General features: G+C 68.3%; 22 protein-coding genes. 9 read left to right on the top strand and 13 right to left on the bottom strand.

All coding sequences use genetic code 11. From position 1 onward, the window contains the following. Nucleotides 1–16: 16 nt before the first annotated feature. Nucleotides 17–934: a ketopantoate reductase family protein gene (locus tag ABZ914_RS03235; protein WP_500191319.1), complete on the bottom strand. Its 918-nt coding sequence runs from the start codon at nt 932–934 to the stop codon at nt 17–19. 106 nt (nt 935–1,040) lie between these two features. Continuing rightward, nucleotides 1,041–1,961, bottom strand: coding sequence for a YbhB/YbcL family Raf kinase inhibitor-like protein (locus ABZ914_RS03230; RefSeq protein WP_500191318.1), 921 nt, complete (start codon nt 1,959–1,961; stop codon nt 1,041–1,043). 382 nt (nt 1,962–2,343) lie between these two features. On the opposite strand from ABZ914_RS03230, the gene ABZ914_RS03225 reads away from it, so the two are divergent. Both ABZ914_RS03225 and ABZ914_RS03220 read left to right on the top strand, forming a co-directional pair. Further along, nucleotides 2,344–2,946, top strand: a complete 603-nt coding sequence (locus tag ABZ914_RS03225; RefSeq protein WP_500191317.1) for a CGNR zinc finger domain-containing protein — start codon at nt 2,344–2,346, stop codon at nt 2,944–2,946. A 252-nt stretch (nt 2,947–3,198) separates the two neighbouring features. Next, on the top strand, nt 3,199–3,531 hold the full coding sequence (locus ABZ914_RS03220; RefSeq protein WP_500191377.1) for a helix-turn-helix domain-containing protein: 333 nt from the start codon (nt 3,199–3,201) through the stop codon (nt 3,529–3,531). 275 nt (nt 3,532–3,806) lie between these two features. Here ABZ914_RS03220 and ABZ914_RS03215 read toward each other — a convergent pair whose 3' ends face one another. Continuing rightward, nucleotides 3,807–4,016: a nuclear transport factor 2 family protein gene (locus ABZ914_RS03215; protein ID WP_500191316.1), complete on the bottom strand. Its 210-nt coding sequence runs from the start codon at nt 4,014–4,016 to the stop codon at nt 3,807–3,809. A 249-nt stretch (nt 4,017–4,265) separates the two neighbouring features. After that, nucleotides 4,266–4,991, bottom strand: a complete 726-nt coding sequence (locus tag ABZ914_RS03210) for an SDR family oxidoreductase (RefSeq protein ID WP_500191314.1) — start codon at nt 4,989–4,991, stop codon at nt 4,266–4,268. A gap of 63 nt (nt 4,992–5,054) precedes the next feature. Here ABZ914_RS03210 and ABZ914_RS03205 point away from each other — a divergent pair, with 63 nt between their 5' ends. After that, nucleotides 5,055–5,648, top strand: coding sequence for a response regulator transcription factor (locus tag ABZ914_RS03205; RefSeq protein ID WP_500191376.1), 594 nt, complete (start codon nt 5,055–5,057; stop codon nt 5,646–5,648). Here ABZ914_RS03205 and ABZ914_RS03200 read toward each other — a convergent pair. Both ABZ914_RS03200 and ABZ914_RS03195 read right to left on the bottom strand, forming a co-directional pair. After that, a complete protein-coding gene (locus tag ABZ914_RS03200) occupies nt 5,574–7,337 on the bottom strand; it encodes a sensor histidine kinase (RefSeq protein ID WP_500191313.1) in 1,764 nt (587 codons plus the stop codon). The genes ABZ914_RS03205 and ABZ914_RS03200 overlap by 75 nt on opposite strands. 779 nt (nt 7,338–8,116) lie before the next feature. Next, entirely contained in the window at nt 8,117–8,875 is a 759-nt protein-coding gene (locus tag ABZ914_RS03195; protein WP_500191311.1) for an alpha/beta fold hydrolase, read from the bottom strand. A 345-nt stretch (nt 8,876–9,220) separates the two neighbouring features. Between ABZ914_RS03195 and ABZ914_RS03190 the strand changes: the two genes are divergently transcribed. Next, a complete protein-coding gene (locus ABZ914_RS03190; RefSeq protein ID WP_500191310.1) occupies nt 9,221–9,862 on the top strand; it encodes a LysE family translocator in 642 nt (213 codons plus the stop codon). A gap of 575 nt (nt 9,863–10,437) precedes the next feature. Here the strand turns inward: ABZ914_RS03190 and ABZ914_RS03185 are convergent. After that, complete coding sequence (locus ABZ914_RS03185) at nt 10,438–11,175, bottom strand: SDR family oxidoreductase (RefSeq protein WP_500191308.1); 738 nt, start codon at nt 11,173–11,175, stop codon at nt 10,438–10,440. Between the two features lie 2 nt (nt 11,176–11,177). After that, entirely contained in the window at nt 11,178–12,653 is a 1,476-nt protein-coding gene (locus ABZ914_RS03180) for an MFS transporter (protein ID WP_500191306.1), read from the bottom strand. A gap of 97 nt (nt 12,654–12,750) precedes the next feature. On the opposite strand from ABZ914_RS03180, the gene ABZ914_RS03175 reads away from it, so the two are divergent. Continuing rightward, nucleotides 12,751–13,245 carry a MarR family winged helix-turn-helix transcriptional regulator gene (locus tag ABZ914_RS03175; RefSeq protein ID WP_500191305.1) on the top strand — a complete coding sequence of 165 codons (495 nt, stop codon included), beginning with the start codon at nt 12,751–12,753 and terminating at the stop codon, nt 13,243–13,245. Between the two features lie 16 nt (nt 13,246–13,261). On the opposite strand, the gene ABZ914_RS03170 is transcribed toward ABZ914_RS03175, so the two are convergent. Together ABZ914_RS03170 and ABZ914_RS03165 are read right to left on the bottom strand one after the other, a co-directional pair. Further along, nucleotides 13,262–13,915, bottom strand: a complete 654-nt coding sequence (locus tag ABZ914_RS03170) for a LysE family translocator (RefSeq protein ID WP_500191303.1) — start codon at nt 13,913–13,915, stop codon at nt 13,262–13,264. A gap of 85 nt (nt 13,916–14,000) precedes the next feature. Next, nucleotides 14,001–14,471, bottom strand: a complete 471-nt coding sequence (locus ABZ914_RS03165; protein WP_500191302.1) for an aminoacyl-tRNA deacylase — start codon at nt 14,469–14,471, stop codon at nt 14,001–14,003. A gap of 131 nt (nt 14,472–14,602) precedes the next feature. Here ABZ914_RS03165 and ABZ914_RS03160 point away from each other — a divergent pair, with 131 nt between their 5' ends. Next, nucleotides 14,603–15,694, top strand: a complete 1,092-nt coding sequence (locus ABZ914_RS03160) for an ArsR/SmtB family transcription factor (protein WP_500191375.1) — start codon at nt 14,603–14,605, stop codon at nt 15,692–15,694. Nucleotides 15,695–15,966: 272 nt separating this feature from the next. On the opposite strand, the gene ABZ914_RS03155 is transcribed toward ABZ914_RS03160, so the two are convergent. Then, nucleotides 15,967–16,566: a TetR/AcrR family transcriptional regulator gene (locus ABZ914_RS03155; protein ID WP_500191301.1), complete on the bottom strand. Its 600-nt coding sequence runs from the start codon at nt 16,564–16,566 to the stop codon at nt 15,967–15,969. Nucleotides 16,567–16,745: 179 nt separating this feature from the next. Here ABZ914_RS03155 and ABZ914_RS03150 point away from each other — a divergent pair, with 179 nt between their 5' ends. From ABZ914_RS03150 to ABZ914_RS03140, 3 genes are all read left to right on the top strand, one after another. Continuing rightward, nucleotides 16,746–17,612 (top strand): polysaccharide deacetylase family protein, encoded by an 867-nt coding sequence (locus ABZ914_RS03150; RefSeq protein WP_500191300.1) that lies wholly within the window; start codon nt 16,746–16,748, stop codon nt 17,610–17,612. Nucleotides 17,613–18,190: 578 nt separating this feature from the next. Then, nucleotides 18,191–18,733: a GNAT family N-acetyltransferase gene (locus ABZ914_RS03145; RefSeq protein ID WP_500191298.1), complete on the top strand. Its 543-nt coding sequence runs from the start codon at nt 18,191–18,193 to the stop codon at nt 18,731–18,733. A gap of 640 nt (nt 18,734–19,373) precedes the next feature. Next, entirely contained in the window at nt 19,374–19,703 is a 330-nt protein-coding gene (locus ABZ914_RS03140) for a hypothetical protein (protein ID WP_500191297.1), read from the top strand. Nucleotides 19,704–19,849: 146 nt separating this feature from the next. Here the strand turns inward: ABZ914_RS03140 and ABZ914_RS03135 are convergent, their stop codons facing one another. Further along, nucleotides 19,850–20,437, bottom strand: coding sequence for a hypothetical protein (locus ABZ914_RS03135; RefSeq protein WP_500191295.1), 588 nt, complete (start codon nt 20,435–20,437; stop codon nt 19,850–19,852). A 91-nt stretch (nt 20,438–20,528) separates the two neighbouring features. Beyond that, nucleotides 20,529–21,059: substrate-binding domain-containing protein (locus ABZ914_RS03130; protein ID WP_500191294.1), on the bottom strand; the 531-nt coding region annotated here is incomplete at its 5' end.

Below are 21,059 nucleotides of genomic sequence, written 5' to 3'. Positions count from 1 at the left end.
GTTTTCTGGCAGTTGATCAGGGCGTTGTCGAGCGGGCGAGCACTGTCAACTCTGTGACCAATCCACGGGTGATCGGTGCCTGCATGGCATGCCGGTCCGCGGCGCGAAGCAGTGCCCCGCCGATGGCGTCCAGCTCCAGTGGGCGAGCGGCTTCGGCGTCGCGTTGCATGGAGGATCTGGTCTCCGGTGGGAAGTCGTCGTATGCCCGCATCACCGCATCGGTGTTGATCTCGGGCGCGAACGTGCGACCGATCGTTGTGGTCTCTTCGACCAGCTCGAGCAGTTCTTGTCTCCGCGCCGAGCGCAGCTCGCCTATGGATAGTCCGTGTCGTGTTGTCAGCAGAGCCATCGGGGCGAGAAAGCTCATCTTGCGCCATAGTGTGGCGGTCTGGTCGGGCTGCACTTTGGTGCGCACGCCGGCTGCGTTGAGCATCGCGGCCGTGGCGTCGAGGCGCTGGGAGGGTACGGCATCGCCGGCCAGGTCGATGTCGGTGAACGGGCTGCCGTGTTCGATGACGCCGGGAGCGATCCGGGTGGATTCGACGCGGATGACGGCTGGCGCCACCAGTTCCGGGCGGTACCGCCGGCACAGCAGTTCCGGATGTTCGACACCGTTGAGAAGCGGGACGATCAGACCGTTGTCGACGGCTGCCGGCGGGACCCGCCGCAAGGCGGCCTCCAGCGCGGTCTGCTTGCAGGTGATCAGGCACAGGTCGACTGGTTCGGTGAGCTCGGTAACGGCCTCGACCGCCGCGGTGAAGTCACCGAACTGGGCACTGCGCACGCTGATCCCAGTGCGGGGCAGCGTGGCCGCGGTCGGCTCGCCGGCCAGACAAATTACTCGGTGTCCGGCGCGGGCGAGAACTGCGGCGAGCAGGCCGCCCACGCCGCCCGGGCCGAGCACGGCCACGGTGAAGGATGCTGAGTCGTTCATCGCGCTCCTTGTTGTGATTGATGGGAAACTGGCGGTTCAAAAGCGATTCATTGAGGCCCTATCTGCGCGCTGGCGGTCATACTCGATCGCAGGCGCAGGCTTCCGCTCAGGGCCGGTCGCGCCGGTAGGTGGGCCGAAGGACGCCACGAGCGATGGTGTGCGCGGTCAGGACAGAACCGGCGTATCCGGCGCTGGCGTCAGCGGCCAAACCGAGGTCGTCGATGTCCACGGCATGAACCGCGAACACATACCGGTGTGCGGGGTCCGTGCTCGGTGGGGCGGCGCCTCCATAGGCGTGAACGCCGAAGTCGTTGCGGAGATGCAGTGCGCGTGTCGGCAGGTGCGCGCCGTCACCCCGGCCGGCGTTGGCGGGCAGCCGGGCGCACGTGGCGGGCAGCCCGAGCAGAATCCAGTGCCAGAAGCCGCTGCCGGTGGGGGCATCCGGGTCGTAGCAGGTGACTGCGTAGCCGTGCACGCCTTCTGGTGCACCGGCCCAGGTCAGTTCCGGGCTCTTGTTGCCACCGCCAAGGCTGTGGTGGATGTGCGGCTCCGCGAGTGGCTGCCCGTCGGTGATGTCGGGGCTGTGCATGGTCAGGGCGGCGACCGGCGGGAGGAGGTCGTAGGGGTCGGGTGCCTGAGGGCGGCCGGAGTCATATGTGCTGACCTCGACGAGGTTCTCGTCCGGATCCCGGAGATAGATGCTGGTCATGGGTCCAGTGGCTCCCGTGCGCGCGACCGGCCCCAGTTCGATGGCGACGGCCAGGGCGTGCAGATGTTCCTGGATGCAGGTCAGGGGGATGGCACTGACCAGGCACAGGTCGGCTGAGCCGGGAGTCGGGTGCGCGGCTTTGGGCTCCAGTTCCCGTCCGGCCTGGTGGAGGTTGAGCTTCTGTCCGCCGAAGGTGAGAGCCTGCCTGCCCTGGCCGAAGGTCACGGGTCTCATCCCCAGCACGGTGCTGTACCACTTGATGGTGGCCGGGATGTCACGGACGGTCAGTACGAAGTGGTCGGCACGGACGATGCGCATCGAGCCTCTTTCCCAGAACCTGCCTGCAGGGCCTTGGTGGCGGTCGTGTGAGCGGACGTTGGAGCGGCACGCGGTCGGCCAGTGCCCTGGCCAGCGCCGATGTTTCCGCGGCGGCCCCCACTCCGGCGACCACCGCGGTTGCCGCGAACACAGCTCCCAGTAACAGACCAAGCCCTGTCGAGCCGACATTCAGATCAGCCTGCAGCTGGACGCTGATGCTCGACGGACCCTGCTGCACCACTGATGCGGCGATCTGGGCGGCCAAGACCGTCGGGACGACGGCACTGGACACCGGCGGAGAGTGCTCGACATCTGGGAGCCGAGTCCATCGGAGCGCGCACCCCCTGCCAACCTTGCTCACGTCACGAGTTATACTCGTGACGTGGAAGCCGATGCAACCTGGCACAGGGACACCCCCGTCGAGGAACTGCGGTTCAACTTCCGTTCCGGCCGTCTGTGTCTGGCCTTTGTCGCCACGGTCGGCGAACGGTGGCGCGGCAATTACGAGCGCCTACGGGAACCGGCCGACCTGACGCGGTGGTATCGCGAGTGCGGACTGCTCGACGAACCGGTCGCGGTCACGCCGACCGGCCTGGACGCGGCCCGCGCGCTGCGCGAGGCGATCTACCGCGTCGCCCATGCGGTGATGGCCGGACGACCGGCCGCCGCCCAAGACGAGGCCACCATCACCGCCGCGGCCGCCGCCCCCGCCCTGATCCCTGTGCTCCACAAGGGAACCGGTCAGCTGACGCTGCCGGCCGACGGCGGCGAACAGGCGGCGCTGAGCACCGTCGCCCGCGACGCCATCGACCTGTTCACCGGCACCGCCGCCGGTCGCATCCGCGAATGCGCCAGCCCTGAGTGCGCCCTGCTGTTCGTCGACACCAGCCGCCCTGGACGCCGCCGCTGGTGCTCCAGCGCCGCTTGCGGAAGCAAGGACCGATCGGCGGCATACCGCCGACGACAAGCTGGGCACGGTTCCTGAACTTGGGGTTCGGCAGCCTGGTGACGTACACGCGTGAGGTGGTGGAGCATTGAGGACTTCCCTGGCCGGGGGAGCGCACCAAGCGGTCCACGGATCTGGTCACTCCGGACACCGCGCCGGTGCACGTTGTGTCCGGCCCGGCTGTTCCCCCAGCCCAGCCACGGCCTCCCAAGGCCACAACGGCGTCTTCCACGTGACGCGGGACCGGAAAGCGCCAAGCACGTGACGACAATGACCACGGCATTGAGCGACGTGCGACCCATCGGGGAGCAGTTGCGTGCATGGCGGCGGCTACGGAAGCTGAGCCAGCTGAAACTGGCGTGTGAGGTGGACATGTCGGCCCGGCACTTGAGCTTCGTGGAGACGGGCCGGTCGGTGCCGAGCCGCGACATGGTGCTGCGGCTTGCCGAGTACCTGGACGTGCCGCTGCGCGACCGGAACCTCATGCTGCTCGCGGCCGGGTACGCGCCGGTGTTCCACATCCCGCTGCGCGACCCCAACCTGCTGCTAATCGCGGCCGGGTACGCCGCAGTGTTCGACGAGACGCCGAGTTCGCCGATGCGGCCGGGGCGAGACGGCTGTTAGCTCAGTGACTCCAAGGGCCTTCCTCCGCGTCCCCCTCATCTGGAAGAGAGTGCGTCGAGCACCACGCACGTTAGTGGAGGTGTCTCATGCCTCGTCCGTTAGCGACGCATGGTCCAGCGCTTGAGACCCGCAGGCATCGCGGCACCACCGGTGCACGACACCCAGCCATGCCGCTTTCGCCCGGACGACGCTTCTACCATGGCGAGCCGGACGCGTCGGGACTCGATGGCACGATCGAGTCAGCCGCTCCTCAGGCCCGCGCACCAGGTGATCAATCATGATGAGCGCATCAGCGTCGAGATCAACGATCGGGATGCGTTGATCGGCAGCTTCTCCCGCAGCAGCGCGATCGCCGCCTCCCGGCCCTCCCCGTAGCCCCAGACGTGGTCGAGGACGAAGTCCTCGTTGAGCATCTCGCCCAGCGCGTCGAAGTCGCGCGAGTCGAAGCACCACTCGAAGCGGGCGACCAGGTTCAGGCAGGCCATCTGGTCATCGGCGCCCAGTCCGGTCTGGACCTTCTCCAGCCGAGCGAAGCAGCTGCTTGGGGTGTGGAAATCAAGGTTTTCTACCTTTCGGCGCTGGGATTCGGTGATTCGACCGCGCTACCCGTGGCGGCACGGCAATTTCCTTGAAGCTGGGCGGGGGAATGCAGGCGAGCGGGATATCGGGGAAGGGAGTGCTGTGAAGACGGCCAGGGCGGGTCGCTCAGGGGGCGGCGCCGACCTGGACGTTTCTCACCCGCGCCCGGTAGCGAGGCTCAGGGCTCCGTTGACCTCGATCACCTGGCCGGTCATGAACCCGTTCGTAGCAGCCAGTAGCACGGCCTGGGCCACGTCCTCGGCTTGCCCGACCCTGCCGACCGGCAGGGCCGCGGCGTGCTCGGTGAACATCTCCTCGCGCTGCCGGGCAGGCATCTTGTCCCACCATGGTGTGGCGATGATGCCGGGGGAGACCGCGTTGATCCGTAGTGGTGCCAGCTCGGTCGCCAGTGGCCGCACCATCGCCTCCAGCGCCCCGTTGATCGCCGCCAGACCGGCCGTACCCGGCAACGCCGCCCGCGCGGAGGACGCCGTGACGAAGGTGACCGAGCCGGTCGGGGCCAACGACGCCAGTGCTGCCTGAAGGGTCTTGAGGTGGGCCCAGAACTTGCCTTCGAAACCCTCGCGCAGGGCCTGCAGGTCGAGGCTGGGGAACGGGCCGGCACCTGAACCGCTGCTGAGGGCTAGCACCATTTGGTCGTAGATGGTGTCTTCGGCGAAGAATGCCGCCAAGGCGTCCACCGAACCGCCGTCCAGGCACCGCGCGGTGATCCTTTCGCCGATGGCCGAGGCTGTCTCGGCCAGGCGTTCCTGGTCGCGACCGGTGATCACGACCTCGGCGCCCTGCTGGACGAACAAGGCAGCGCTGGCCGCCCCGATCCCTGAGCTGCCCCCCATGACCAGCACGCGCTGATCGCTCAATGACGCGGGTAGCGGGCTTTTGGGCCGCCCGGAGCCTGGAACTTCTCGATTCAAAGGCATGATCTGATCGCAGAGGACATGCATCTTCTCCGGGAGGCACTGGCCGAGCTCCTCGCACTGGAGGAGGACATGGAGGTCGTGGCTCAGGTGGACTCCGGGACAGGGGTCGTGCCGGAGGCGGAGCGGTACCGGCCCGATGTGTCGGTCGTCGACATCGACCTGCCCGAGATGGACGGCCTGGCGGCGGCCGCGCTGCTTTCCGAGCGGGTGCCCGGCTGCCGGGTGCTGATCCTCACCGCGCTGAGTCGTCCGGATCATCTGCGACGGGCGCTGGAGGCGGGCGTCGCGGGGTTCGTGCGCAAGGACGTCCGGCCGGACGAGTTGACGGCGGCGGTCCGCACGGTCGCCGGGGGCGGCACCATGATCGATCCGGTGCTGGCATCGACGGCGCTGCCGGCTCCACAGAGCCCCCTCACCCAGCGGGAGACCGAGGTGCTGCGCATGTCGTCGGCCGGCGCGCAACCGCTGGAGATCGCCGAGTGGCTGTTCCTGCCCTACGGGACGGTGCGCAATCATCTGACCTCAGCGGTCGGCAAGCTCGGTGCCCGCAACCGGATCGACGCCGTCCGCATCGCCACCGAGGCCGGCTGGATCTGACCGGAACTCGGCCACCACCTCGAAACCGCCTTCCGAGCGCGGCCCTGCCGACAGCCGCCCGCCGGTGCGGGCGGCCAGGCTTTCCAGTCCCACGCCCCCGGCGTCCGACGTGCGGGGCTCACCTGTGCCGTCGTTGACGATCCGCAGCAACGCGGCGCCGTCCGAGCCGGTGACCGTGATGGAGCAGGTGCGCGCCCGGCTGTGCCGCAGGACGTTGGTGACGCCTTCACGGAGCACGGCGGCCAAGGCGGTGCCGGTCTCGTCCGGTAGCGTTCCTATCTCCACCTCGGTGTGGACGGCGATGCCCGCGGCTTTCAGCGCCTCGACCGCCGCATCGATCTCATGGCGCAGCTCGAGCCGGACCCGGCCGCCGGCGATTGAGCCGAGCTCGGCGTGCGCCCGTTCCAGGACCTCGACCAGCGTCGCGAGCTCGGCGGCGGCTCGTGCCGGATCATGGTCCAGGAGCCGTAGGGCCAGCTCCCCGCGCAGCGCGACCGCTGACAGGCTGAAACCCAGGACGTCGTGCAGGTCGCGGCCGATCCGGAGGCGTTCGGCGGCGACGGCTGCCTCCGCCAACTCCTGCCGGGCGCGCCCGAGGAGGACGACCAGGTCACCCAGCCGGGACAGACCGTAGAACAGCCACGCCAAGATGATGGGTGAAAGCACGTTCGTCACCATGTCCGCCGGGGAGGCCACCGGAGGCGGGGTGATGCACACCACGACCTGCAAGGCCAGGACGGCCGCGGCGATCGCCCACGATCTCGGTGGGCGGACCCAGGTCAGCGCGGCACCGGCGAACAGCCCCCACATGCCGCTGACCACCAGCAGCGTGCCCGCCGCGTAGCTCCCGGGCCAGGCCACCGGGACCAGCAACAGGCCCAGCGCGATGAGTCGCCCGCGCGACGGCCGCGACAGCAGCAACGCCACGGCCACCGCGAGCAGCGGGACGAGCAGGTACAGCCAACGCGGGTCTCCGGCGACGGTGAAGACGTTCATCACCGGCCTCACCGCCTGGATGAGCACCACCGAGGCGAGGACGGCGCGGACGAACCTCGGCGACCCGACCGGGGGCCGCGTGTCCTGGCCATCCGCGGTGCGGAAGACACCGGCCATCGAACGCACCTCGGCCAGTGTCCGTCTGGCCGTCTCGGTCGCCTCCCGGATCCGGACGCGGGCGTCCTCGGGCGGCGCCTCGGCCGCCGCCGCGAGCCTCCCGGTGATCGACCGCAGCCCGGTGCCGACGGTCCGGTGCAACTCCGCGTCGAGCCGCAGCCGTTCCCTGGACGTCTCGACCCTGGCCAGCTCGTCCCGCGTGGCGTGCAGGTCCGCCACCAGCCGGCTGACGGTGTGGAGGCTGAACACGATCAGCGCGTCCGTCGCCAGGGCCAGCGGCCGCCAAGCCCACACATTGACCGGTTGCCCCGCCAGCAGGCCGGTGACGGCCGTCGCGGCGACAACGGCACCGAGCAGCGGCCACGACGCCCGCGCCGGAAGCGCGACCAGCACACCGGCCCCGATCGTCCACGGCAGCCATCCCCACTCCATGCCGACCATGGCGAACGGCATCAGCGCCAGCGCCACCAAGGCCACCAGCAACCCGAGGCGGACACCCAGCCGGAACCGCCCGGCCAGCAACGCCACCAGCGGCGGGTAGGGAGCCGCCGCCAAGAACAGCGCTTCCGCACCCATGCCACCTCTGGCCGCATCGAACGCCCGGATGCAGAAAAGCAGCGCCAGCGCGGTCCACGACATCGCACGCGCGACCCGCGGCGGGAGATCCTCAACGCTCGACTCCACACATCCCCCAAAGCCAAGCAAGATCTTCCCACGCGCCTCCGCCGGCCCCGAAACGCGATCCACGTCCCTGAGACGGGAGCACAACGAAGGTCGGGGTGTGTCCAGCCAGTTGGACGGACGACGCGATCACGCAATGCTGCCGGTGGGCAACGAAACCGGTCTGCGCATCTCAGAACTCACCGACTCACCTCGGAGGCGTGCGCCTGGGCACGGGCCCTCATCGGTTGTCCGGGAAAGGACGCAAACGGGTGCATCACTCCGCTGACCACCAGCACCGTCGTCCTGCTCACGTCCTGGCGCGATGAACGCATCGGCACACCTGGCCATCGATTCTGCACCCGCCAGGCTCCGCCGTTCAACGACCGTGCCGCCGGCGGGGACTACTCAAACACACGGTGACCGCGCCACCGCATGTTCATGCGCAAGAGTCTCGTCGATGCGGCATTCGGAGCCATTTCGACAGCGCCGTTGACGCCACCGCATTGTGCGCACTCGGCGGCCAAGGCGATTTCAAGGCCGCCCGTATGGGGCATTCGTTGCCTAGTATCTGGATCGTCGGTGACTATGTAGTGTGACGCTTGGCATGTCGTCGGGAACTCACCGCCGGCTCGCCGTCCGCTACGAACGCTCGGCCGACCCGTTCGCCGCGTTCCTCACCCTCGCCGCCACGCTCACCTGCTGGAAGAGGCTTGCCACGTGACGCTCTTGCGTAGGAAGGCCTCAAGCTGTTCGGCGAAGCCCGGTGCTGCGGCGACGAAGTGACCAGCGCCCGGATGCACGCTGCGCTCGCCACCGAGCACATCCGCCAGAGCGTCGCAGATCCGCTCGAGCGCGGCCGCGTGGTCTCCGGACGCGACGAGCACCGGGACGCCGGCGTCACGGATCGCGTCGAGCTGTGGGTGTGCCTGACTGGTCGGCCGACCACCCTGCGCCCGCCGAACGCCGGTGACCACGTTCTCGGGGAGCGGGCCGTCACCGACGGGCGCGCCCGTGAGATGGAGGAACTCGCGCAACTCGGCCGGGTCCATGTCCATCCCGTGGGTGAGGACCGCATCGCCGATGCGCTCGAGCCGCGCCACCTCGGGATCGTCAGGGACAAGGTAGTGCAGCGGCGGCTCGATCAGGGTGAGCGAGCGCACGCTGCCCGGCGCGGCGGCGGCCGCGATCAACGCCCCGAGGGCGCCGTAGGAGTGGGCGACAACGTGCGGGCGGCCGACGAGCAGCGGCGCCAAGTCCAGGGCGTCCACCTCGAAGTCCTGAGACTCCTGCGGTGGTGGACTCGGCGGATAGCCACGGCGATGGACATATGCCAGCGTCCACCGATCGGCCAGCGGAGCCAAAGCGCCCCACGTCGTCCGCGGGCCGGCACCGCCATGCACAAGCAAGACCTCAGGCCCAAAACCATCACGCACCACCACGATCTCGCCCACGCGGCGAGCATAGCGACGCACCGTGAGACACGGCCCAAGGAGCAGCACCTTCACAGCACCACATGAGACACGCTCTAAGTTCTGCTCGGGGACTCCGGACGAGGTCGCGAGGCCGGATCGTCATGGAGGCGACGGCGCGGATCTCATCAGTCAACTCGAACGCCGCGTCACCGAACAACGACCAGACCGATGGATCAGGGCCTTTGGGACGCGCACTGGGACGCTCCCGGACCCGGCAGCCGCGGACCGGGACCGGCGAAAGTTGTACTCACCTCCTCGCGGGCCCAGGCGGCCCCGCATCCGGGTAATGTCTGTGGCCAAGTGATTGTTCTTTGGGGGTTGTTCGTGGCTGATGCGCTGTCGGCTTTTGCTGTGGTGGCGCTGCTGTTCGCTCTCACGCCGGGGCCAGACATCTTCCTGGTGCTCAAGCACTCTTCGAAGGGAGGGAGCCGTCATGGGGTCGCGGTGGCGATCGGAGCCGCGTCAGGCTCCCTGGTCTGGGGTGTGGCCGCGGCGGTCGGGCTCGCGGCTGTCATCGAACAATCCGCATTGGTCTATAACTTCATCCGGTATGTTGGCGCCGCCTATCTTCTCTTCCTCGGCATTTCGACGATCTGGGCAGCGCGCCACGGCAATAGCACCGCAGATGCGGAACAGGAGCCCGTGGCCAGGGAACCGCTTCGCAATAGGAGCCGGGCCGCTGCGTTTCGTACGGGCGTGCTGGCCAACCTGTTGAACCCGAAGATGGGCATCTTCTACGTCGCCATCCTGCCGCAGTTCGTTCCCTCCGGCGCGGATGTGCTTACCACCTCGGTGTTGCTGACCCTGATCGAATTGGTGATGTCCGCCGTCGTGCTGGCAGCCGTCGCGCTGGTGGCGGCTCGCGCCGCCGCGCTGCTGGCCGGAACCCGGTTGCGGCAATGGCTGGACCGCATCGTCGGCGCCGTCCTGGTCGCTCTGGGGATCGGAGTCGCCTCGCAAGCCTAGAAACCGCGCGGTGCTCTGACTGCGAGCGAGGCGTGGAGGCCTTCCCCGTTGACCACGGCCCTCCGGTTTCGCCGTCTGCGATGTCAGCGGGGCTGCAGAATGGGTCCGGGCCTCGATGAGCTGCCGACGACAGGGGTGACGGCTGACCTGGCCGGAGGTCTCGTTCTGGGGAGACGCAGCAGCCAGATCTAGTAGTTGCAACGTGATCATGCCGGTGCAAGACGTTGATCTGTGGTGTTCTGGTCCGCTGAGTCGCCACCATCGGTTTTGCCTGCCACGGCCGCGCATGTCGCAGCAGCGGCGGGCGTTGCGATGCGATAGGTCCAGGTAAAGACGGGCGCACTGGTCGGCCCGGCATTCCTTGGCGCGGCGAGCGCGGGTTCGTCGAGCACCAGCTCGGCACGCTCACGGTGTTTCCGTCGAACAGGGGAGCTCCAGAGCGGGCCTGGGGATGGTCGTGAGCGTCCCGCCGACCACTTCCGAGGCGTTCGTCGGGAGGCCACCGGGAGACGTTGTGTCTTTCTCTACGCCTCACGGTGACCATTCTCCGGCGCCTGGCTTGGCGCGGCGTGCGGCTACTGGAGGCTCTGGCCGCCGTCGATCGCGGTCACCGCTCCGGTGATGGCGCCGTTGCCGAACAGGTGCACGACGAGCGCGGCGACGTCGTCGGGGCCGACGACGCGGCGGATGGGCAGCGATCGGGCGAGTTCGGCCGTACGCGCGGCGAACCGGTCGCCGAGCGCTCCTCGGGTGAGCGGCGTGTCGACGAATCCGCAGGCGACACTGTTGACGCGAATGCCCTGTTGTCCGAGTTCGAGCGCCAGATTGTTGGTGATCACCTCGACCCCGTGCCCTACGACCGCGGCAGGCAGGGCGCCCATCGCGGCCGGCCGGCGGTTCTGGGTGCTGGTGACGAAGACAAATGATCCGCCGGCCTCCATGCTGGCCGCACCGTGCCGGGCCACGCTGAGCAACGAGCCGAGCTGGGTGTCCCAGTAGCGCCGTACCTGGGCGAGGTCGAGCTTTTCGAAGGGACCGAACATCGGCATGCCGGCGCTGAGCAGCACGTGGTCGACCGCGCCGAAAGCGGCGAAGACATCCGCCACCTGATCGTCCCGAGTGACGTCGACGGTGGCGACCTCGACGCCGTCGCCGAGGTCGGTCGCGGCCTCCTTCAGGCGCGTCATGTCGCGGGCCGCGATGGTGACGCGGGCGCCGGCGTCGAGAGCGCTGCGGGCGGTGGCTTTGCCGATGCCGGAACTTCCGCCGATGACGACGACGTGGCGTCCCAGCAGGTTCGGATCACTTGTCACGGTCATTCTCCTTGGTGGTGACGGCGGCCGCTCGGCTCGCCGGAGTGAGAAAGGGAAGGTACGGCCAGGGACGTGACGGCTGCGATTAAGGCGAACGCGGCGGCCAAGCCGAAGGCGAATGCGTATCCCGACGTGAACGCCCGGGACGGAGCAGCGGCGTGAGGAGTCACGGCGCCGGTCGCGGCGACGGTGGACAAGACGGCGAGCCCGATACAGGCACCTATCTGCCGAGTGCTGTTGAGCACCCCGGAGGCGAGTCCTGCGTCCTCGCGGGGAACGCCCGACATCGCGGCGAGTGCGAGCGGCGTCATGGCCAGCCCGACACCGAGCGTGACGAGCATGCCGGGGACGAGCAGGGTGCGCCAGAACGTACCGTCTCCGGTCAGGCGGGACAGCCAGGCCAGCCCCGCGGCGGACAACAGTGCCCCGCCCACGAGCAGTGGCCGCGCTCCGCCGCGCAGGACGATGCGGGAACCGGCCTGCGCGCCGACGAACATCGCCACCGATTGCGGGACGAAGCCCAACCCGGCCATCAACGGCGAGTACGCCAGAACGTTCTGCATGTATAGGGATTGGAAGAAGAAACTCGCGAAGACGGCCGCGCTGAGCCAGAACATCACCAGGTTGGCGCCACCGATCGCGCGCGTCCGCAACAGCTGGAGCGGCACCAGCGGCGCACGCGCGACCCGCCCTTCATAGAAGACGAACAGCGCCAACAAGACGACGCCCGCGGCCAGGGCGGCCAGTGTGGACGGCGTCGGCCGGCTGTCGGTGGTGACCAGGCCGTAGACGATCGTCGCCAGCCCAGCGGTGACCAGGATCGCGCCGGTCACGTCGAGACGCGGTCGCCGTTCCGACTTCCGCGACGCGTCCTTGCCGAGTATCGCCAAGGCCGCGACCAGCGCGCCGGCACCGATCGGCCCGTTGACGAACAGGATCCACCGCCAGCTGAGCAGGCCGGTGAGCACGCCGCCGAGGACCGATCCGGCCACCGCACCGGTGCCCGCCACACCGCTCCACACTCCTATCGCCCGAGTGCGGCGCGGACCTTCGGGGAACGTCGTCGTCAGCAGCGTCAGCGTCACCGGGGACAGCACCGCGCCGCCCAGCCCCTGCACGGCGCGTGCGGTCACCAGGCTCGTCCGGTCCGCGGCGAACCCGCCGGCCAGGCTGGCCGCGGTGAACAGGGCGAGTGCGAACAGCAGCGTGCGCCGCCGTCCGAGCACGTCCGCCAGGCGCCCTCCCAGCAGCAGGAACCCCGCGTAGGTGAGGGTGTAGGCGTTCAGCACCCACGAGAGCCCGGCCTGGTCGAACCCGAGGCTCTGCCGGATCGAGGGCAGCGCGACGTTCACGATCGACACGTCCAGCAGGACCATGAACTGCGCCGAGCACAGCAGCAGGAGCACCGCCCAGTCCGGGCCCTGCCGCCGTCCACCGACCCCGGGATGGGCTCCGGCGGTTGTCGCGGTCTCGCTCATGGCTCACCTCGTCATCACGTCCACGGAGCGCCGGCGCAACAGTAGACAACTCAGATCATCTTAAGTCAAGACGATCTCGGGCGTGTATTATCCGTGCATGGGCTTCAGTGATCCGGATGACGGACCGGCGTCGGCCCGTCGGCGCACGGACCTGCACTGGCTTGTCCTGCGCCTGTACCAAGGACTCGGCGCGGTCGAGAACGACGTGGTCCGTCGGCACGGGCTGAGCCTGTGGGGTTACGAGGTACTCACGGCCGTCGCCGACGCACCCCAACGCAGCCAACTCACGCTGGCCCGCGCCCTGGGCATCGACAAGAGCAAGATGGTGCTCGTCCTCGACGAACTCCAAGCCGCCGGGTTCATCACCCGGCACCCCGATCCCGCCGACCGCCGCGTCCGCGTCGTCGAAGCGACCGCCGCCGGCCTCGACGTGAGGTCCGCGGTCGCCGCCGATCTCCGTGAGATCGAGGACGCGCTGCTCGCCGACCTTCCCGACAGCGACCGCCGCACCCTGCTCGCCGGTCTGCGGCACGTCGTCAACGGCCCCCTCGACAACCTCCGCAGGACCCGCCCCGACCAGAACTGTCACTGATCCGGCTTGGGGGAGGTCAGTGGGGAGTGGTGGCGATGGTGAGGCCGAGGCCGATCAGTGCGATGCCGCCCGCGGCGCCGATCATCGATGTGCGGCGGTCGGAGACGGCGAGCCAGGTCCGGGCGGCCGATGCGCTCAAGGCCCAGGCGGTGTCGCAGATCAGGCCGATTCCGGCTGGGACCAGGCCGAGGACCATCATTTGCAGTGGGATGCGTCCGGCACTGTGATCGACGAACTGCGGCAGGAACGCGGCGAAGAAGACCAGGCCTTTGGGGTTGGTGGCGCCGACGATCAGGCCGTCGAAGACGGTGGCAAGGGCGCCACGCCGTTCGTCCTTATCGTCTGCCAGGGCGGTGCGCATTTGGTCGCGGTGGCGGAACGCCTGGACACCGAGGTAGGTGAGGTAGACGGCGCCGGCCATTTTCACCGCCGTGAACGCGGAGGCCGAGCCTTGGACGAGGGAGCCCAGGCCGAGGGCGACGACCAGGACGAGGGCATAGCAGCCCAGGAGGTTGCCCACGACGGTGGCGAGCGCGGTACGGCGACCGTGGGCGAGCGCGCGGCCGACGACGAACAGGACGCTCGGACCGGGGATCGCGATCACCACGAGGGACATCGCGGCGAACTCGAGGAGGCTTTCGCGGGTCACCATGAGCCAGTTCTTCCTCATCACTGCCACGCTGCTGATGGGACGGCGGCGCGGCACGTGCTTGCTCTACGCGGAGCGGGCCGGCACCGGCGCCGCCCGAGGCGGACTACCGGGAGAAGGACGTCACGCGGGCACGGGGGAGGCGGGCCAGCACGGTGGACTCGATTTGGAGAGTGCGGTCAGCAGAGCCGGCCCCGCAGTAGACGGGGCGGGGCGGTTCCGCGACGGCAGTGTCGATGAGGCACGGCACTGCCGGACGGTGACTGACTGGAGGTATGCCACCCGGAATCAGGCCCTCCACGGCGAGCAGGCTGGCGTCCGCCATGCGCAGCTGGGAGCGGCCGACATCGAGGGCACGCGCGAGGCGGGCGAAGTCCACCTGGTCCTCCGCGCGCAGGGCTGCGAGGACGAGCGGGATGTTCCGGGTGGTGAAGGCAAGCGTCTTGACGGCCTGCGACAAGGGAAAAGGCAACGTCTGGCGCTCAGCGGCGCTGTGCGCGGGGGCGTGCTCGTGGACGGTGTACGCGCAGCCTTCCGCGTCCAGCACGGCTTGCCAAGAAGCATCGGGCGTATTCATTGGGCGACCTGCGGCTTTCGGGTCGGGGAAGGAGAGTGACCTGCGGCGAGGAGGCCGTGGTCCGCTGCCGAGCCTGACCGACGCGGCTAGAACCGATCAACTGATTGTGGAATCCTGCAATCGTGATCACGATGCGGTTCACCGAGACGGCCGAGGAGGACATCGCCTTCTCCGTCTCACCGCTGCTCGAAGCCGTCCATTCCTGGCACGTGCTGACCGACCCAGGCCACCACGCCCTGCACATACCGTGGGTGCGGCGCTGCCGCCGGCTGCCCACCGCCCTGCGTCGGCGGATTCGCGAACAGGGCTTTGCGGTGGTCGATTACATTCCGGCGTTCTTCGAAAGCCGGGCGGGCGATCACGACGCCGATTTCGCGGACCAGCTCGCCGCCATACGGGCGCTGCCGCCTACCCTGCTGGCCACTGAACTCGCCCAGACCCTCATCGACACCACCCGCTACACCGGGCACCACCTCATCGAGGACCCCGCCGTCCGCGACGCGGTCCTCGCCGAACTCCAACAGGCCGACCCCGGCCGGGCGGCACGGCTGAGCGACATCCTCACCGACCCTCGCCCCGTCCTGGAAGATGTGCTCGCCGTACTGGAGGACTACTGGAGCACCGCTTTCGCCGTCGAGTGGGAACGCGTCGAGCCTTCCCTGTACGAGTCGATCGCGCGGACGGGAAGCCGGATAGCCCACCAGGGCCTGTTTCCGATGCTCCGCTCCCTGGTCCCGCAGATCCGTATCGACCCCGCCCGGCGAACGCTCCGGCTCGACCGACCGCACGACCACGACATCGAGGTCACCCGCGGCCGCCCCGTGACATTCACCGCCAGCCACTATGTCTGGCCCCACGTCCGTGTCACCTGCGACCAGCCATGGCCCCAGCGGATCACCTACCCCGCCCTGCCTCTCGCCCCTGCCTCGGCCGCCCGCCCCATCAGTCAGGAAGACACCCTCACCACCTTGCGGGCCCTGGCCGCAGCACCACGCCTGCAGATCCTCGCCCACCTCGCCACCCAAGGCCGCAGCACCCAGGAACTCGCCACCCTCCTGAGCCTGTCCCCGTCGGTGATCTCCCGCCACCTCCACCAGCTCACACAGGCAGGACTCACCACCACCCGACGCGAGGGCTATTACGTCCTCTACTCCCTCAACACCACCCGCCTCGACCAGATCGCCACCGCCCTCACCGCCCTCACTCCTGGGCCCGAAGAGTGAACAAACGGCCGGCCGACATCGGAGCCGCAGGCCACAACTTCACTCCATCGGCCAGACCCAGCATGCCGGGAACGTGGCCGGCCAGGACCGCTAGGACGTCTTCGATCTCCGAGAAGTGACCGAGCCGCTGGAAGGACTCCAGCCACACCACCAACGTGCCCACCCCGGATACCACCACGCGCCCGCCGCATTTCAGCTTCGGTCGGCGTGAACGCCTCCGCCGACTCCCGCCCGTCACCCCTCGCGGTGCCTTTCGGCGCCCAAAATCCTTCTTACCGCGGCCGCAACCCGCGGAGGGCGAGGTCGGCGACGCTATCCGTGAACGCCTCGTCGTGCGGCCCGGGCGCGACCAGCAGGCGGTAGTACAACTGGGCATAGATGAGATCGATGGCACGGTACGGATCGATGTCGGGGGCGACTTGTCCCTTTTCTTGCGCGTGGCGGATCCGCGCGGCCATCCGGTCCCTAGCGGGACCGATGAGGCGGTCTCTCAGTTCGATGGCGAGGTCCTTGTCGTGCTGCGCCTCGCCGATGAGCCAGGCGAGCACGGGGCGCGAGTCGCCTATCGCGCCGAGCCATGAGTCCTTGAGTATCTGCTTCAGGTCGCCCTCGAAGTCGTCGCTCTGCGCTGATTGCAGGTCCTCGTAAGACAGGTCCTCGAGCCGCTGTGCCCAGGCATCCAAGACGACTGAACCCTTGGAGGGCCACCAGCGGTAGATCGTCCGTTTGCCGACGCCCGCGCGCGCCGCGATGCCCTCGATGCTGACCTTCGCCAGGCCGCTCTCGCTGGCCATGGCCAGAGCGGCCTCGAGGATCGCGGCGGTCGTCTCGGGATTGCGCCGGGCGGGATCGGGCGCGTGCGACGGGCTCATATCACCTCATCCTCAGTGGCTGCTCAAGCTACCGCATTGGGGAGACGATCCGGTCCGTGTTGGCATCGCCTCGGTGCTCCGCTCTATAGTCTGGGATACGATACGGTCCGTATCGCGATACGGACCGTATCGTATCTCCGCCCAAGGTGGGCGGAACGACCCCTCTGGCAGGAGATCTCATGCGCAATGAGCTGTACGACTACAGTCCGATCACCGAACGCGCGCCCATCACCTGGCCCGGAGGGGCCCGAGTGGCGTTCTACGTAGGGCTCAACGTCGAGCACTTCGTGCTGGGCAAGCCGTCCACCAGCATCAACCAGGCGACCGCCGCGCTCGTGCCCGACCCCCTGAACCACGGTTGGCGTGACTACGGCCCGCGGGTGGCGATCTGGCGGATGATCGAGGCGTTCGACCGCCATGGCGTGCGCCCGAGCGTGCTGCTCAATTCGGACGTCGCCGAGCAGTACCCGCAGATCATCGAGGCCGGCAAGGCCCGGGACTGGGCCTGGCTCGCGCACGGCAAGAACAACTCCACCGTGCAGTCCGAGGTGGAGCCACAGGAACGGGCGTACCTGACCGACGTCGTCGAGACCATAGAGAAGGCGACCGGACGCCGCCCCCGCGGTTGGCTGGGACCGGCTCTGAGCGAGACGTTCCAGACCCCGGCGCTGCTGGCCGAACTCGGCTTGGACTACGTGCTGGACTGGACCAGCGACGACCAGCCGTACCACCTGAACGTGCCCGGCATGATGAGCGTCCCGTACAGCCTCGAGCTCAACGACCTGGGTCTGTTCACCGCCCATTCCATCAGCGGTCCCGACTTCGTGCAGATCGTCAAGGATCAGCTCGACCAGCTGTACGCCGACTCCGAGCACAGCGGGCGGGTCATGGCCCTGGCCCTGCATCCCTTCGTCACCGGGCAGGCGTTCCGCCTGAAGTACCTCGACCAGGCGCTGGAGTACGTCGTCAACCACCCCGGCGTGTGGAACACCACCAGCGACGAGATCGCCGCGCACTACGCCGCCACCGCCGGCCGACCGGCCTAACGCACGCCACGGCGCCGCAACCCGCAAACCCACGGACCACGGTCTCCCGCGAGCTTGCCTTGCCTCCCCAGAATCGGGGCATGAGCGGCAGACGGGACACCCCGGTCACGCCGTCCGCCGCCTGCAGCAAGAGCGACGGATCGGCCGGGATGGCGGCGCCGTGGCCCTCACCGTCCTGTCCGACCTGTCAGGCATGGAGCGCGACCGCACTCTGGAGATCACGAGTCCGCGCGCTCCCGCAGCGAAAGCACTAGCGGAGCCACCGTCACCGATGGGGACGACACCGCGGCGGGCCGGACGCCCACGCGCCGCGCCGGGCGCCACCGTCAAGGACGGCTTCGACCTCGTGGCATCGGACAGGGGAGTCCGGTGCTCGGCACCGCCGGAGCCCCCTGCGCTTGCCATCAAGCCGCACGTGCCCGAGTTCGGCCCAATCGGCGAGGTGCGCCAGCCCGCTGGGCCATCGAGATCATGCGCGAGGATCATTGAACCGGCGGCGTCAGTTCGTACCCGCGGCCGAGCACACCGCGTCGTCGAGCGCTGCCTGGCCCATGCCAGACCCCGAGGAGCTTTCTGCCATGGCCAAGAACCCGTTTTCCTTTCCCGAGTACGTCGAACTCTCGGGGCAGGATCTTGTTCTGCGTGACTGGACCGAGGCAGATCTGCCCGCGATGCCAGGTCTGTTCGACCACCCCGACATCGCGTACTGGACGCCCTTCGTCTCCCCTTTCGACGCGGCAGCCGCGCGTGCCCGGTTGGATCGGGCCAGGCAGTTGCGCAGGGAGGGCAGCGCCATCCTCCTGGCCATCACCGCCGACGGAGGCGCACCGATGGGCGAGGTGATGCTGCGGCGCGCTCCGGAAGGGACGGAGCTCGGCTACGCGGTCAGCCCGGCCTTCCGTGGCCAGGGCCTGGCAGCGCCCGCGGTCCGGGTCATGGCCTCGTACGCCTTCGAGTACCTGGGGGCCGAACAGGTGATTCTGGAGTTAGAGGCGGAGAACGCGGCCAGTGTCGCCGTGGCCGCGAGGGCGGGTTTCCGGCTGCTCGACATGCCGCTCATCACTGGCGAGGAAAAGGGACGTCCCTATGCTTTGCAGACCTGGGGTCTGGACCGGCCCTGACACACAAGGATAGGGCGGAGCCGCCTGCCGGTACCGGCAAGCCCAGCGCCGGTCGATGGACATCGAGACCTGATCGCGAGCGCCTCCGGGAAGGAGCGATCGGCACGCGGTGCGATCACGACCCGGCCCCAGCCACAGCCGGACATAACTCATGCAGCGGCCACGAAGGTTCCACCACGTCCCGCCACGCCCCACTGGGTCGCGGCGCGGCCGCAGCATTGCCAGCGTTTGGCTTCGGACGCGGGCGTGTGCACGACGTTGGGCGTGTCCGCCGCCGGCCGTCAAGGCCGACAAGACCACCGCCGTCCGCACCGCCTACCCGAACGGCCGATCCATCGCGTCAACGCCGCGCCCCGCGATGATCGCTGACGTGCGTAGTAAGCGGGACGCACCTTTGGAGGAACGTGCGCAGCGGATGGAAAACGCCGCCGCGAGGTATTGGGGGGTTGCGTTCAGCCAGTGCGGTGATAAGCTGGCCCGCTGTTCTTCGATAGGGTGTACAAACTCGACGCGATGGATGAACTGAGTGACTACGACTTCCAAGGTGCCGGCTCTCCGGGCAGGACGAGCGTAGGCAATGGAATCTCCACGCATTTCCGTGAGAGTGATTGGATCATCAAGCGCCCGGGAGGCGATGCCAGTGAATGACCAGCTACGCATCCGAATGAAGGGCCACCTCGGGGGGCAGCTCTCCAGGTTTCGGGACCAGGTGGGGCTGAGTCCGCGTGGTCGCCTTGATGATGACTGGGATGAGGAATTCGGGCAGCGAGAGTTGCGATCCAAAGAACAGGGTCATGTGAAGCTGATGCTCTGGCGTTACGCCGACGATGACTGGATGATTGCGCTCACCTACGAGCGGGATCCGCTACCCGTGGACGAGGCTGAAGCCTTGCGGCGAAATATTCTGGACGCCGTGACCGCAGTCGGGCTGAAGGTAACAGCCCAGTTCCCCTCGCAGACTTCGCAGTGAGCAGCGGAAATGAGGATAGAGGAATTTTACGTTTCGATGCTTTCGCCTTCGGCGATTAAGGAAGGCATTTTGTGTGCGGGTGGCTCTTGGTGTCCCGTTAGCGATACAAGGGTTTGACTGGTGCCGTTGTCGGTCGGGGGGCAGGCCTATCCGCGGATCGTCCGAACAAATATTTTGTGACGCGGTTCTGTTCGGATTACTTTGCTGTTCCTGGGGATGGCGTCCAAAAACGCACTATGGTCCGCTGGCTCTGGTAGATCGCTCCTTCGTACTGTTCCATCGGGATGGACCACTCGCGGATGACGATGGGGTGGACGGTGCGGGGTGCAGGATGACGCTTCCGGGGCGGCGTTTGCGGGTGAACCAAACGATGGCCTTATCGTGACGCTCGCGTCCGGCTTTGGTGGTTGTGAGGTGGCTGGGCCGGCTGTGGCCTGGGGTTGCGGCGAAGGTGGTGGGGGTGAGCTGGGGGCTTGCCAGCAGTCTTCTGCGATCCAGTGGCCGATGGGGTCGAGGTTGTGTTGGGGCTGGTAGTCCGGGACGCCGATTCGGTCGCCGATGGCGGCGCAGAAGAGGCTGAGTTGGTCGTCGTCTCCGGCTGCGAGTTCGCGCCAGGTGGGTGAGGCGATCAGTTCGGCGATGTTGATCGCGTCGGGGTAGATGGCGGCGAACAGTTTCGCGGCGGTGAAGGTGTTCTGCTCGGTTTCCGGTGGGATGCAGATCATGGTGCGCATGGTCCAGATGGCGCGTTTCAGGACGAGCCCGAGTGGGGCGTTGCCGGGGTCGAGGGCGACGTTGAGGCCGTGCTCCCACAGGTGGCGCAGATCATGAAGGCGGTGAGGACGGCGTCGTAGGTGGCGGCCCATCCGTGGCGGCGGACCAGGCGGAGGTGCCGTCGCTGGGCGGCGAGCGGGGAAGTCCTCCAGTAACGGTCCGGGACGGTTGATGTCGGGCGGTCCGATCCAGTAGCGGTGCCGGGTGCAGGCGTAGCGGTGGTGGGGAAGATCCGGAACACCGGTCCGCTCGCCGGCTGGCCGGGACGGGTGCCGTGGAGCGCCGCACGACCAGTTCCGGGCGGAACAGCAGTTCGGTGCGGGGTGAGCGTGCGCCTCGGATCTCGTCCAGTACTGTGCTGACCGCTGCCATCGACATCTCCCGGACGGCTTGGCGGATCGTGGTCAGCGGCGGGTCGAGGTAGGCGGTGAGCAGGGAGTCGTCCATGCCGGTCACGGACACGTCTTCGGGCACTCGCAGGCCGCGCGCGCGGGCCGCGCGGATCGCGCCGAGCGCCATGATGTCGTTGCCGCCGCAGATCGCGGTGCATCCGGCGTCCAGCAGCTTGGCCGCGGCGGCCTG

This window comes from Spirillospora sp. NPDC046719, assembly GCF_040645715.1.
In the GTDB taxonomy this organism is placed as follows: domain Bacteria; phylum Actinomycetota; class Actinomycetes; order Streptosporangiales; family Streptosporangiaceae; genus Spirillospora.
This window is presented reverse-complemented; position numbering and strand designations above follow the sequence as displayed.